At 48.2% G+C, this 13254-nt stretch carries 11 protein-coding genes; 3 read left to right on the forward strand and 8 right to left on the reverse strand.

Annotated features, from left to right (window positions below; all coding sequences use genetic code 11):
* Positions 1-51: 51 nt before the first annotated feature.
* Positions 52-465, reverse strand: a complete 414-nt coding sequence (locus ACMXI2_RS07460; RefSeq protein ID WP_227024590.1) for a hypothetical protein — start codon at positions 463-465, stop codon at positions 52-54.
* Positions 466-549: 84 nt separating this feature from the next.
* On the opposite strand from ACMXI2_RS07460, the gene ACMXI2_RS07465 reads away from it, so the two are divergent.
* A complete protein-coding gene (locus ACMXI2_RS07465) occupies positions 550-1368 on the forward strand; it encodes a lysophospholipase (protein WP_483781071.1) in 819 nt (272 codons plus the stop codon).
* Between the two features lie 30 nt (positions 1369-1398).
* The gene (locus ACMXI2_RS07470; RefSeq protein ID WP_483781072.1) at positions 1399-2181 is read left to right on the forward strand and encodes a porin family protein; all 783 of its coding nucleotides are present in this window, start codon (positions 1399-1401) and stop codon (positions 2179-2181) included.
* 52 nt (positions 2182-2233) lie between these two features.
* Here the strand turns inward: ACMXI2_RS07470 and ACMXI2_RS07475 are convergent, their stop codons facing one another.
* Complete coding sequence (locus ACMXI2_RS07475) at positions 2234-2950, reverse strand: 3-ketoacyl-ACP reductase (protein ID WP_483781073.1); 717 nt, start codon at positions 2948-2950, stop codon at positions 2234-2236.
* A 103-nt stretch (positions 2951-3053) separates the two neighbouring features.
* Here ACMXI2_RS07475 and ACMXI2_RS07480 point away from each other — a divergent pair, with 103 nt between their 5' ends.
* The gene (locus ACMXI2_RS07480; protein WP_483781074.1) at positions 3054-3923 is read left to right on the forward strand and encodes an aldose 1-epimerase family protein; all 870 of its coding nucleotides are present in this window, start codon (positions 3054-3056) and stop codon (positions 3921-3923) included.
* Positions 3924-3967: 44 nt separating this feature from the next.
* Here ACMXI2_RS07480 and ACMXI2_RS07485 read toward each other — a convergent pair whose 3' ends face one another.
* The 6 genes from ACMXI2_RS07485 to ACMXI2_RS07510 form a co-directional block, all read right to left on the reverse strand.
* Positions 3968-4483 (reverse strand): outer membrane beta-barrel protein, encoded by a 516-nt coding sequence (locus tag ACMXI2_RS07485; protein ID WP_483781075.1) that lies wholly within the window; start codon positions 4481-4483, stop codon positions 3968-3970.
* Positions 4484-4549: 66 nt separating this feature from the next.
* Complete coding sequence (locus ACMXI2_RS07490) at positions 4550-7684, reverse strand: efflux RND transporter permease subunit (RefSeq protein WP_483781076.1); 3135 nt, start codon at positions 7682-7684, stop codon at positions 4550-4552.
* Between the two features lie 11 nt (positions 7685-7695).
* Positions 7696-8739 (reverse strand): efflux RND transporter periplasmic adaptor subunit, encoded by a 1044-nt coding sequence (locus tag ACMXI2_RS07495; protein WP_483781077.1) that lies wholly within the window; start codon positions 8737-8739, stop codon positions 7696-7698.
* A 10-nt stretch (positions 8740-8749) separates the two neighbouring features.
* Complete coding sequence (locus ACMXI2_RS07500; RefSeq protein WP_483781078.1) at positions 8750-10120, reverse strand: TolC family protein; 1371 nt, start codon at positions 10118-10120, stop codon at positions 8750-8752.
* 162 nt (positions 10121-10282) lie between these two features.
* Entirely contained in the window at positions 10283-10900 is a 618-nt protein-coding gene (locus tag ACMXI2_RS07505; RefSeq protein WP_483781079.1) for a TetR/AcrR family transcriptional regulator, read from the reverse strand.
* Positions 10901-11027: 127 nt separating this feature from the next.
* Positions 11028-13253, reverse strand: coding sequence for a DUF4838 domain-containing protein (locus ACMXI2_RS07510; RefSeq protein ID WP_483781080.1), 2226 nt, complete (start codon positions 13251-13253; stop codon positions 11028-11030).
* Between the last annotated feature and the right edge of the window lies 1 nt (position 13254).

The raw sequence follows: 13254 nt of genomic DNA on the forward strand, positions 1-13254 counted from the left end.
AAGACAAATCCTTACTGGAACCGGAAATACGGGCATTGCTGCATACATGCCTTATTCAGTGATCACTTCTGTTTCTTTATGCCTGGGTTGATAATACAGGTAGAAGTAAGCCAGTATTAATATCCCGGTTACAAAAGGAATCAGCGCCAGGTGTTTAAAAGTGATATCGCCAGTAATTACCTGTGTGTCAAAATGGAAAAACTCACTGATCATCCAGTAGGAGTTAGCGGCGATCCATACGGAGATCGCCACATTGTGGCAAAGCTCCGACATAAACTGGCGGGTACGCCACGCGATCACGATGGAAATGATCAGGGTGGGAAAGATCATCGCAACGCCCAGGGGCTTCCATATCATGCACCAGCTGATATCTTTTAACAGCCAGAAAACAATATGAAGGTTTTCCATCTTACGGTAACTTAAAGGAATGCTGTACACCGGCGAAGTGGTGGCTTGTTTGCTCATTTGTGTTATTCAGTTAATTTTATCTGGTTGAAATAGGGCGTAAAGATATTCTTTATCTTCGTTTCTGCACCAGCACCTCCGGCTATGAATGAATTTTACTGGTTTTATCAGCGTACCAGGTTTCATGGTATCAACTGGATCCCTGAAAACTTCGGGCGGGTCATGATTATTGTACATGGCATCGGGGAGCATATTGGCCGCTATGATCATGTGGCCGCCTTTTTCATGAAGGAAGGATACCTGGTGATTGGCATCGATCACTACGGCCACGGTAAAAGCGATGGAACAAAAGGCGCGACCAAAGGCTTTGAGTTTATGTTCGATTATTTACAAAGCTTCCTGCGGCATGTGGAAGATACCTATCACAAACCGGTGGTAATGTATGGTCATAGTATGGGAGGCGGCGTGCTCACCGGCTTCTTACTCCGTCGGCAGCCGGAAATTCTGGCGGCGGTTATCTCCGCACCGGCTTTGATCATTGGCACACGTCCCGGCGGCTTCCTGAAAGGAGTGCTGAAAGTGGCCAGCGCAATAGTCCCCGATATCCGGATCAAACAAGGACTGGACATCAATAAAATTTCACATGATAAGACCGAAGTGGAGAAATTCAGGGTTGATCCTCTGCGTCATGATAAACTGAGCCTGCGACTGGCAAATGACATGATTCAAAACGGCGCCTGGTGCCTGTTACATGCGGCTGAACTATGTGTGCCGGCGCTGCTTATTCACGGCAATGCCGATGAATTTACCGCCGTGGAAGGCTCCCGTTTATTTGCTGAAAGGGCGCCCTCCGCCTTGCTTACCTACCGTGAGTGGGAGGGCATGTACCACGAAATGCATAACGAACCCGCCAGTCGGGAAGTATTATTGTTTATAGCGGGCTGGCTAAGTAATGTGAGATAAGTAGTAAATTTGATTTACAATTTATTAACTATGAAATTCCATCGCTCTTACAAATGGCTTCTGCCTGCTCTCCTGCTATTCTGTATACAGGCAAATGCACAGGTCGATCTTGGTGTCCGCGGAGGCATCAGTATCCCGAATCTTACTGCCGGCGGTAGTGAGAGCAATCCCCTCAATACGGGCTACAGCTCGCGGCAGGGACCGGATTTCGGTATCCTCGGTGAATATCATATCAGCAAACTCTTTTCTATTGAAGCCATGATCTCCTACTCATCGCAGGGTGGTAAAAAAGAAGGGACTCAGGCATTCCCTTTCCCGTCCGAAATGGCCGCTGCATTGCCTCCCGGCATGCCTGCGCCAACTTACCTGTATGCGGATTTTAAGAGCCAGGCAAAACTGAACTACCTGATGGTGCCCATCCTGGCTAAATTTGGCTGGAACCTGGGACCTACCTCACCCTTACGCCTCTACGTGGATGCAGGCCCGTTCTTCGGCTTTCTCCTGAGTGCCAAACAGGTAACCAGCGGCAGCAGCATCCTTTACCTGGATGAGGAAGGGAAACAGCCTATTACGCAGCAACCCCAGTCTTTCGGCAAAACAACAGACATCAAAGATCAGTTACATACTTTCAATGTGGGAGTAAGCGGAAACGTAGGACTGGCCTATATCTTCGGCCGTCACCAGGTGTTTGTGGAAGGGGGTGGAAACTATGGCTTCCTCAACATTCAGGAAGGCCGCGCCAATGGTAAAAATAATGCCGGCGCTGCTACTGCCTCTATCGGGTACGCCTATCGCATTTGTAACAAAAAATAAAGGGATATCCTTGTTTCAGCAGGAAGGCGCCTGCTGAAACAAGGTCTGGTCTTTATGGATTGGTAGACCATAACCCGGCTGATTTCACCAGCACTCTTCTGTTCAGCTTCAGCTGCGCTACTACAAACTCCGCCAGGTCTTCCGGCTGTAATACTTTGTCCGGGTTACCATCTGTTAAGTTCAGGTCCTTAGCCATATCTGTTGCAATGGTGCTCGGCGTTAAGGCGCTCACCCGGATATTGTGTTTCCTTACCTCCAGCATCAGCGACTCTGTTAAGCCCAGCAGGCCGAACTTGGAAGCGCTGTAAGCACTGGTAAGTGGTGCGCCCCGTTGCCCTGCTGTGGAAGATATATTGATGATGTCGCCTGTTTTTCTTGCTATCATTCCCGGTAATACGGCTCGGGTCACATAATACACGCCCAGCAGGTTTACCCGGATGATCTGCTCCCACTGAGCGGGGTCCAGGTCCATAAAATTGCCAAAAGCAGCAATGCCGGCATTGTTGATCAGGATATCGGGTTCCCCCAATTCTTTTGTCAGCCCGGCCACCGCCTCATTCACCGCGGGAAGATCGCTCACATCTGCAGTTGCATAAGCTACCTTTACGCCCATACCACTGATTTCCTTTGCCACTGCTTCCAGTGGCCCGGCGCTACGTCCCAACAGGGCTATATCTACGCCCTCCTGTGCCAGCGCTATTGCCAGCGCACGGCCTATGCCTTTGCCACCACCGGTGATCAGGGCCTTTTTTCCTTTTAATGATTCCATTATGCCTTCGCTTTGTAAGGTTAAAAAATACCTGGCAAAGGTACAAAGCTTTGTTCCATTTACAGCCTATCTTCGCATTGTTCTATTATAACAGCTTCAGATTATGATACAGATTTCCAACGAAAAACTCACCGTACTGGTGAACCCCCAGGGAGCAGAACTGCAGAGCATTGTGAGGAAAGATACCGGCCTCGAGTATTTATGGAGTGGCGACCCCGCCTTCTGGGGCAAGAAAAGCCCCGTATTATTCCCCGTAGTAGGCGGCCTGAAAGAAAACACTTATCAATATCGCGGGGAACTCTACACGCTTGGCCGCCACGGCTTTGCCAGGGAGCAACTGTTTACCGTAACGGAACAGGGAGCGGAACATGTCAGTCTCCGTCTTTCAGATAGCGACACTACCCGTAAAGTATATCCCTTCCGGTTCGACTTTACCATCCAATATCTCCTGCAGGACGACCAGTTACAGGTTACCTACCAGGTGCTGAACCGTGATGATAAAACTCTGCTCTTCTCCGTAGGCGCCCATCCGGCTTTTAAACTGCCGCTGGTGCCGGATACAACGTATGAAGATTATTACCTGTATTTTAATAAAGAAGAAGATGCGGGGATCTGGCCATTGTCGGCAGGCGGACAGGTGGAAACCACTCCCGTTCCATATCTTCAGCATACGCACGAATTGCCGTTGAAGAAATCCTTGTTTTATAATGATGCCCTGGTATTCAAAAACCTGGCCTCTACTGCCATCAGCATCAAAAGCAACCATACGCCGCATGGCCTAACGCTGGCCTTTGAAGGCTTCCCGTATATGGGCATCTGGGCGGCTAAAGATGCCGACTTTGTTTGTATTGAACCCTGGTGCGGAATTGCCGACAGCGTAGATGCTACCCGGGAGTTGGAAAAGAAAGAGGGGATCAACCGGCTGGCGCCGGATGGATTGTTTGAAAGAACATGGACAGCAACGATATTTTAAAAAGATGAGGGGCTGGTAGTAACAACTACCAGCCCCTCATCTTTTTAAAAATTATATCCGGCTTTCAGACCAAAGAAACTTCTGGTGCCATCTTTAAACCACGCTTCATACTTGGCTTCTACATCAAGACCCAGTATACGGATACCAACACCCGGAGCTACCAGTCCGCCTACACCGCTGTAGTTTTTACCGGTATATTGAACAGTACCACCTTCTACCTTCACATAAAGAATAGAGATCAGGTTGTACCGCAATCCCAAACGGATAGGCACTACGTTGTAATCCGGATAGTCGCCGGTTACGCCGCCTGTGTTAAAGCTTTTACCGCCAAAATGAAAGTAGCTCACGGAACCAACAGCAGTTAAACCTGCTATCAGCTTTACATCAGCACCCAAACCAATGCCATAACCGGTATTGTGGGTATCACCGAAGTCGCCTACCGGGAAGCCTGCTTCAACAAAAGGTCCGATACTGAATCGTTTCAATTGTGCCTGTGACGACTGTGAGCTGATACAGATCATCAGGAGCATGGTTGCAAATGCCAGGAAGATTTTTTTCATAAGAACTAATTTTCAGAGGATTGGTGACTAGCAAATTAGCTATAAAAGTAAGGAACTAATTGCTAATTACGAACTGTGAATTATGGCATGAGGCGATAATACGTCTTTCTCCTCCTTATGATCCTGCCGTTTATGCGAATCGCGCCCGTTATTGTTAATGGCTTCAATCCTCGGCGGAATGAGTTTATACACCACCGGTGTAACAATGCGCGACAACAGAGTAGAGCTGATCAAACCACCTATCAGCACAATGGCCAGCGGCGCAATCAGTGGATTAGTGGATATCGCTACAGGGATTAATCCGCCGATAGCTGTGAGCGACGTGAGCACAATAGGCAGGAACCGTACCTCGCCGGCCTCCCGGATGGCGGCATCCAGAGGCTTGCCCTGCATCCGTAACTGGTTGGTAAAGTCTACCAGCAAAATCGTGTTCTTCACCTCAATACCTGCCAGTGCTATCAGCCCGATGATCGCAACAAACGACAGCGAGTTGCCGGTGAGCCACAACGCAATGGCGGCGCCCACAATACCCAAAGGTATCACCGATAAAACGATGAGCATACTCTTAAACGTTTTGAACTGAAGGATCAACACGGCCACAAAAAGAAAGATGGTAACAATGATCACACTCATAAATCCACCAAAGGAATTTTTCCGGCTCTCCACTTCTCCACCCATCTCGTAAGTATATCCTGCAGGCAGTTTCAGGGCATCCATCTGTTTTACTACATCCTCTATCACCTGGTCGGTAAGAAAGCCCTTCTTTATAAATGCGCCCACTGCTACTACGCGGTTTTTCTCCTGGTGATTAATAGTTAAAGGAGATGTTTCCAACTGCAGCTGTGCCACCTGTGAGAGCGGAATCGCGGTTCCCTGGCTGTTGTTCACGTACAGATCCCTGAATACATCCAGCGTGGGTTTGGCTGTTTTCTGCTTGGTAAGCAGGATGTCGTAGTCATTATCATTCTTGTCGTTGTACTGACCGAGGTTAATACCGGCCACGGCTAAACGTACCACCCTGTCGATATTGGCTGTGGGGATGCCCAGCTGCTGCGCCTTTTCACGGTCTATCCGCACGCGGATGTCCGACTTCAGGTTACTTACCGGGTTGTTGATATAGATGGTACCCTGGGTTTTCTTCAGCATCTTTTCCACGTTGCCGGCTAAAGATCGTAAGGTATCCAGATTATCTCCAAATAACCGTACTTCCACCGGCGCTACCATCGGCGGCCCCTGTTCAAAGTTCTTTACTTCTACTTTGGCGCCGGGATAAGGTGTCCATTTTTTACGGAGCAATTCAATCAGTTTATTTTTGTCAGCCGGACTGGTATGCGGATCCAGTTGTACAAAGAGCTGTGCATAGTCACTTTTTTCATTCTCCTGCGTTTCGTTGTAATAGATGCGCGGATTGCCTTTGCCAATGTTGCTGGCATAGTAGCTTACCATCTTTTCCTGCTTCAGTTCTTTTTCTATCTGCTGAACAATATTATTGGTATAGCTCAGGTTCGACTGTGGCGGTGCAAAGATATTAATAAGGAACTGTGGCTTTTCGGATGCCGGGAACAGGCTGAAACCAATCACCTTGAACAGCCCGATAGAGGCGCCAAAGATTACCAGTGATACCACGATGGTAATCACCGGGCGATGCAATGCTTTGTCGAGCAACTTTGCATAACTGCCGTGGATCAACCTTTTGAGCAAACGCATAAACAGGTTACCTTCCGGATTACCTGTATGTTCCTTAAGCAAACGGCTGGCAAGGAAGGGGATGATAGTCAGCGATACGGCCATAGATGCCAGCACGCTGAAGATCACTGCCAACGGGAGACTGCGGATAAAATCGCCGCTGCCTTCGGGCATAAACACCAGCGGCATAAACGAAATAACCAATGCGGCGGTACAGCCTATTACCGCAAGTCCTATCTGTGAAGTGGCTTTGAGCGTGGCTTCCATACGGCTATGCCCCTCCAGCATCCATCTTTCTATATTCTCTACTACCACAATACTATCATCTACCAGCAAACCCAACGCTACTACCAGTCCTACAATACTCAGCTGGTTCAGGCTATAGCCAAACAGCTGCAGCAATACAATACCGATAGACAGCGACAATGGAATAGAGATCATCACAATAAGCGCCGGCCGCTGACCCAGTGGAAGCAGGGTAAAGGCTACCAGCAGGATGGCAATGATAAAGTCTTTTCCCAAACCGCTTAAACGGCTGTTCACCGCGTCGGCCTGATCAAAGTATTGCACCAGATCGATATTGCCCGGCAGTGTTTTTTTGAACTTCTCAATCACCGGCTTGTAGGCAATCTGTGTTTTAGTGATATTTTCGCCGGTTTTTTGTGCTGCGGATACTACCACACACCGGTGACCATTCAGCCGCACAAAATATTTCTCGTCTTCAAAGCCATAATATACGCGGGCAATATCTTTCAGGAAAATATTTTTCCCGTTACCGGCAGATACAATCGTGTTGCTGATTTCATCGATGTTCTGATAGTTACCGCTGGTTTTGATATTGAAACTTTTCTCACCGGCATCAATACTGCCACCGGGTATATTGGCCATTTCACTTTGCATAGCTTCCATCACAGTGTTCACCGGCAGGTGTAGCTGCGCCATTTTATCCAGCTGCAATTCTACCCTTACCTGTTGTTCAGGCAAGCCATGCAGCTTTACATTTTTCAGGGAAGGTACTTTCTCCAGTTCATCCTGCAGCTTATCGGCATAGTAACGGAGTTTGTCGCGGGAGGTGTTTTCAGAGATTAATGCTACCTGCACAACATTTACATCAGAGGGTTCCTGTTTCTGTACTTCAATGCTGTAAATATCTGCCGGCAGTTCCTGCCTTTTGTTGTTTACCTCTCTCACCAGCTCCTGGTATTTCTGGTCTACGTTGGAGCTGTATTTATATTCCACGTGCATCACAGCCACACCATCGCTGATGGACGTACGAACACGTTTCATATCGTCCAGTCCGTAGATTTCTTTTTCCATTGGATCTACCACCAGGTCTTCCATATCTTTAGGGCTGGTACCGGGATACACTACAATGATATTAAATTGCGGCGATCTCAGTTCAGGATCTTCAGAGCGGGGCATATTGAGGATGGTGGTGATGCCCAGCACGATGATCATTATGAATATTACCAGCGTGAACTGATAATTTTTGACGGCATATCTGGCTATTTTCATGATCGTAATAGTTATTGGATGATACGGATAGGTGATTGATCCTTCAGGTAGGCACTGCCGGAAATGATGAGAGCCTTCGCCTGTTCCATGCCGGTGCTGATGAGTACATTTTCTTTTTCCATGCCTGCGATGGTAACGGGTATTTTCTGTGCGGTTTTATTGTCGTTGGTTACAAATACAAAGCCGCTGCTGCCGTTGCCGTCCAGGAGGGAGGCGTATGGAATGCTCCATGCAGTACTGCCGGAAACTGCGCCGGCGTGAATATGACAACGGCCAAACATGCCGGCCGCGATAGCGGCGGGCTTGTTGCCGGTGAGTTGTACATCAATGAGGAAGGTGCCGCTTTGTGCATCAATGCCTTCAGATTTACGTGTAACCGTCCCAGTGAGTGTATCGCCGGGGATGCCGGATATTTCAATGCTGGCTTTGTCGCCGTTTTTTACCTGCGCCCATTCCCTGTCGCTCACGCCTACACGAAGTAACCAGTGAGAGCTGCTGGCGCCATTGGTTTGTAATACCGGTGTACCTGCATTCACCATTTGTCCGCTGCTCACCAGTTTATGCAGTACATAGCCATCCTGCGTGGCGTGAATAGCAGAGAAGCTGCGGTTAAACTGGGTGGTGCTCAGTTGTTGCCTGGCCTGGTCCATAGTGGTTTTGCTGTTTTCCAGCTGTTCCTGTGTGGCTACACTGTCGTTATGCAATCGCACAATACGCTGGTAATCGCGCTGGGCTTTTTCAAAGGCCAGCTGGTCTTTTTGCACCTGTGCATTTATTTCTGTGAGATTGAGTGTTGCCAGTAATTGTCCCTTATGTACTTTATCACCTTCCTTTACCAGGATGCTGCTGATGATACCGTTGGTTTTGAAAGAAAGATATACTTCATCGTCGGTGGTAAATTGCCCGGAAGCATTGATCGTAACGGCGGTTCCCTGTTTCTCCAGCGGCATGATCTTCACCGGGATGGTATCGGAAACGGCGGTGGTAGCTGCCGGTTTGCTGCCGCAGGAAAACAGCAACAGGGAGAAGGGCAGCAGGAGCAATGTATTTTTCATGGGTGTGAGTTTATTGGTTGTTGTAATTGTTATTAATATCGTAAGATGCCTGTGCCCGTTCTACCGATGCGTAGGCCGTTTGCACGGCAGCCTGTGTTACAGTTGTTTGCAGCTGGGCCTGTGTAAGCTGGTTTTGTGCGTCGAGCAGTTCTATATACAGCAGTTGTCCTTCTTTATATACTTTCATCTGATCGCGGTAATACCTTTCCGCAAACGACAGCTGGCTTTGTGCGGTTTTGAAATTCAACAGGGCGGTCTGATAATTGTTTACGGCTTCGTATAGCTGTAGCCGTAGCTGGTCTGTTGTTTGGTCGGCAGCGTTGGTAATGGTGGCTACTTCGTTAGCCGCCTGTTTAATTTTGTATTTGTATTTATGGGAGGCGAACAGGTTCCATTCCAGGTTTACACCAAACAGGTAGTAGCGGGTATCTTTATCGAAACGCGCGCCTGTGCCCTGTGAGCCGAGATCAATGAATGTACTGAGCTTTGGCACCAGGTAGGAGCGTTGCAGTTGTTCGTTTAAGCGGTATACGTTAGCAGCGCTTTTGTATTGGGCCAGCTCTTCGCGGCCGTTGATATCTTTACCGGGCAGTTGTGCCGGTATTTGAAGAAGGGTACTGTCGAGTGTAATGTTTTCATCGAGTGCACGGTTCAGCAGGAAGTTAAAATAGGCTTTGGAGTTCTGCCGGGCGTTGATGGCTTTGTTGATATCGGCATCCGTTTTTTGTTTCTCTGTTTGTGCGCGGTACAGGGCGGTATTGTTACGTATACCATTACGCACCATGCTTTCATTGATGCGGATGTTTTCATTGATCAGCGACAGGGCGTTATTGTAAATGGCCACTGCCTGTGCGGCCTGGTAATATTGGTAGTAAGCCGTTTTAATATCGCGCACCAGTTCCCGTTTGTATACATTCAGCGCTGCCTGTTGTTGTGTAATCTGTTCTCTCCGGATCTTCTGGTTGTAATAGATCTCCGCATTGATCAGCGGAAGACTGGCCCGTACTTTTGCATCGTAAAAGTTGTCGGGGTTCAGCTGCACAGATACGTTGTCGATGTTTTTAAAATCATGGCTGTTGGTCAGCTGGTTCAGGCTATTGTACACCGGGTTCATAATGTCCCCGATGGGAAAGTCGATGGTACGGCCGCCTGCCGATTTGGTGTAGCTGCCCAGTACCGATACATTCGGTCCAAAAAGACTTTTCGCTTCCTGCAAAGCGAGCATCGATTTAGTGAGCTGGAAGTTTTGATCTTTTAGTCCTTTATTGTTGCTGAAGGCGGATTGTATGTATTGATCCAGCACAGAACTTTGTGCAGAGGAGCTGAAACCCGCTGTGAGCAGGAGTATTAACAATGCTCCTTTTGTGATTGATGTGTACATAGTGAACGGTGTTTATTGATGCCGAAAAAAATAAAGCCCGCAAGGCTTTTGTTAATCGTTGTTGATATACTGAACAGTGTTTAATGGTGGTTTTAAAAAAAAGCCGTAGCGGCTTTTAAGTGTATATTTTCCGGTTACACATTTCATCTTCACAAAGCAATACTATGCTTTAATCATCCGCAGGTATTCTTTAAGGGCTTCGTCTTCCACTGCAGGCATATCTTCATCAGATACTCCGGATACTTTAGTGCATCTTCCCCGCAGGCGCAGACTCACAAATCCATGCGCAAAGGCCCATACCGACAGCGCACCGACGGTCGCATTTTTAAACTTCACTAATTTTTTGTCGATACATTCCTGCATCAGGTTATATAAAGCATCGTAAGCAGGATCACCGTTCTTCCACTTTTCTTCCTGCATTACGGCATTCATGGGAGCCTTTATGATAAACATCAGGTCATATAACTCCGGATGGTCCCTTGAAAATCCTATATACGCTTCCGCCAGTTGCTCCAATCTTTTGAACGGATCACTGCTATTCACTTTTTGCAGGAACTCTGTTGCCAGGGTTGCAAATGCCTCCGTTTGTACATCGTACAACAACTGATCTTTATCCTTGTAATAAAGGTAAATAGTTGCAGGACTGTATTCTATCTTGTCAGCAATATTGCGGATCGATACTTTCTCGTATCCTTCGTCCACAAACATTTGAATGGCTACGTCTACAATACGCCTGCGCATCTCAGCCTTCTCACGTTCTTTTCTTTCTATTATGCCCATGTTGAATTGTTTACGGTGCAAATATACTGAACAGTGTTTATTTTCCAAATTTATTTTTGGGAGAAGGGATTTGGGTGGTAGGCCGGATGGGAGAATATTCAGGATATAAGGTCTGTCAGGTACATCTTTACTCTACCGTAACCTCGTCGCAACAAAGCGCGGGCTTCTTCCCCTCCACGAGGCGCCAATCAGGAAGCGTGGCAGGGCACTTAGCCGTAACCCGGATATACCGGGCAGCCGTTCCGGCAATCGGGAAAGAATAGTGGTTAATGCGCACGGTGTAATCTTCCTCCGGAACGGGGATATCCTTCACACTGGCAGATGTAAAGTGAGTGCCATCCACAGATGTTTCTACCAACACTTGTGTGGGATTGAAAATGTAATGCCGCGCATCCTGTAAAAAATTCATTTGGATCTGGCGGATAGTTTTGCTGCTGCCCATATCAATGGTGGCAATCATGTCCTTGCCATAAGTAAAGAGCCAGTTGTAGCTGAAGTCATTGCCGCCGGTTAATCCGTCGGTGAGGGTACGTTCCTTTTTAGGCGTATACTCCGGGGTGTAGGGATTTACGAGGGTAACTGCTGCACCCAATGCAAGGCTCTTCACCCATTTGCGGGAAAACAATTCCTGCCACTCCTGTGCATACGCATCCGGTGATAATCCTCCTTCTGCAAGTTCCTGCACACCGGCAGTTTTGCACTGCGCCACAAATTGCTGTACACGTTGCGGCCACCGCGGATTTACCGTGCCGTCCGGCTGGAGGTAGCCATATTTGTCGGCGCCATAAAAGCGGGATTGCTGCAACACCGCGTATTCCAGGAACAACCGGGTATTATACACCCGCCGGAGATAAAGCGGGTTGTTACCGGCTGCTGCTTCGGCCTTATCCAGGAAACCGGAGTACAGGTCTGTTTGTACCGGTGATAAATAATCATGCGATGAGTAGACCGGGTTGCCATAAATATCCAGCACCGCACGGGTGCTTTTAACGGCGTTCGTGAGCGCATCTAGGTATTGACCCATCGCTGCCGCAGCAGGACCGTAATAGCCCTTTAAAAAGTCACCGGTGATCTTTTTCATATCAGCATCCGGTTGCCATAACAGTGCCGCCTGTACGTAGCTGTTGTATTCGGCCATATCACCATAAGTTTCGCCGCTGCCCTGGGAAAATACGCCCTTTACATGATGTGTGGTAAAATATTGCAGGTTGGATTGGAGGTTACTATAATCGGGGAATGGATTCAGGTAATTGGTAAACTGCGTGGTATAATCCCAGATGAAAAGGTTACCGGTAGTTGCTTCCCAGCCTTCCAGGTTTTTGCGGAAAGCAGCTGCGGAAGGGGCCTGCGCTAATGGCTCCTGCCGGAATGCGTCGATAGTGCTCAACATAATGTATACATTGGCGGCCGGTTTTGTTTTCAGCGGGGCTTTGGCGGTGTAGCCATAAGCCAGTGTGGTAAAGCGCTGGTCCGGGAATTGTTTGGCCACCCGGTTTACAAAACGGATCAATGAACCCTGGGGACCGCCTTCTTCTGCATCTGCCTTGCGGCACAAGTCGCAGGTACAGCCACCGCCGCCATCCTGCGGGGCAATGGACCAGTACATGGCGTCGGGATTACCGGCAATCGCTTTTTTAAACCAGTCTACCGTTAAAGTATATACGTTTTCATTACTTAAACATAGTTGTAATGGCTGCCTTTTGCCGTTTACCATTGAATAATATTCGGGGTGCTCCTTGAAATAAGTATCCGGTGGAAGGATTTTGAAGAAGGAATGTCCCCATATTCCCCACAGGTCTTCAAACCGGTGCAACCCATGCCAGGCGAGGTATTCGGCATCCATAGAAGGAGGGTAATAGCTTTCCCGGTAAAGAAATGCAGGTTCCCGTAAATCGGAGATAGCGCCGTTCAAACGTATATCCTTCACCGTTGGGATTACTGCAGGGCCGGCAGCATCCTTACGGCAACCCATATACGTTTGTAAAATATAATATACGCCGTATACCACACCCTGGCCATTGCCGCCACGGATAAAGAGCTGTTTGTTTTTGCTGCCGGAGAAAAAACCTTCTCCGTGAATTTCGGCCGGACCGGCACTATGGGTTGTGTTGCCAATAAACACGGCCGGTTGTTCTTTATATTGTGGTTCTGTTATCACCGGTAATGCAGCGCCGGAAATACGTTGAATATAATCCCGGAAAATACCCGCCGCCTTACTTTCTGCTTTGGTTGCATGCTCCGGCAGCACAATCACATATTCGCTGCGCCCCTGCCGTACCAGCGTAATCTCTTCTGCCGAAGGCTGACAGGCGCTGTATAACAACGTAGTGATCATTAACAAAAGGCTGTTCATA

It is taken from the genome of Chitinophaga sp. G7 BAM 1005 (genome assembly GCF_057126945.1).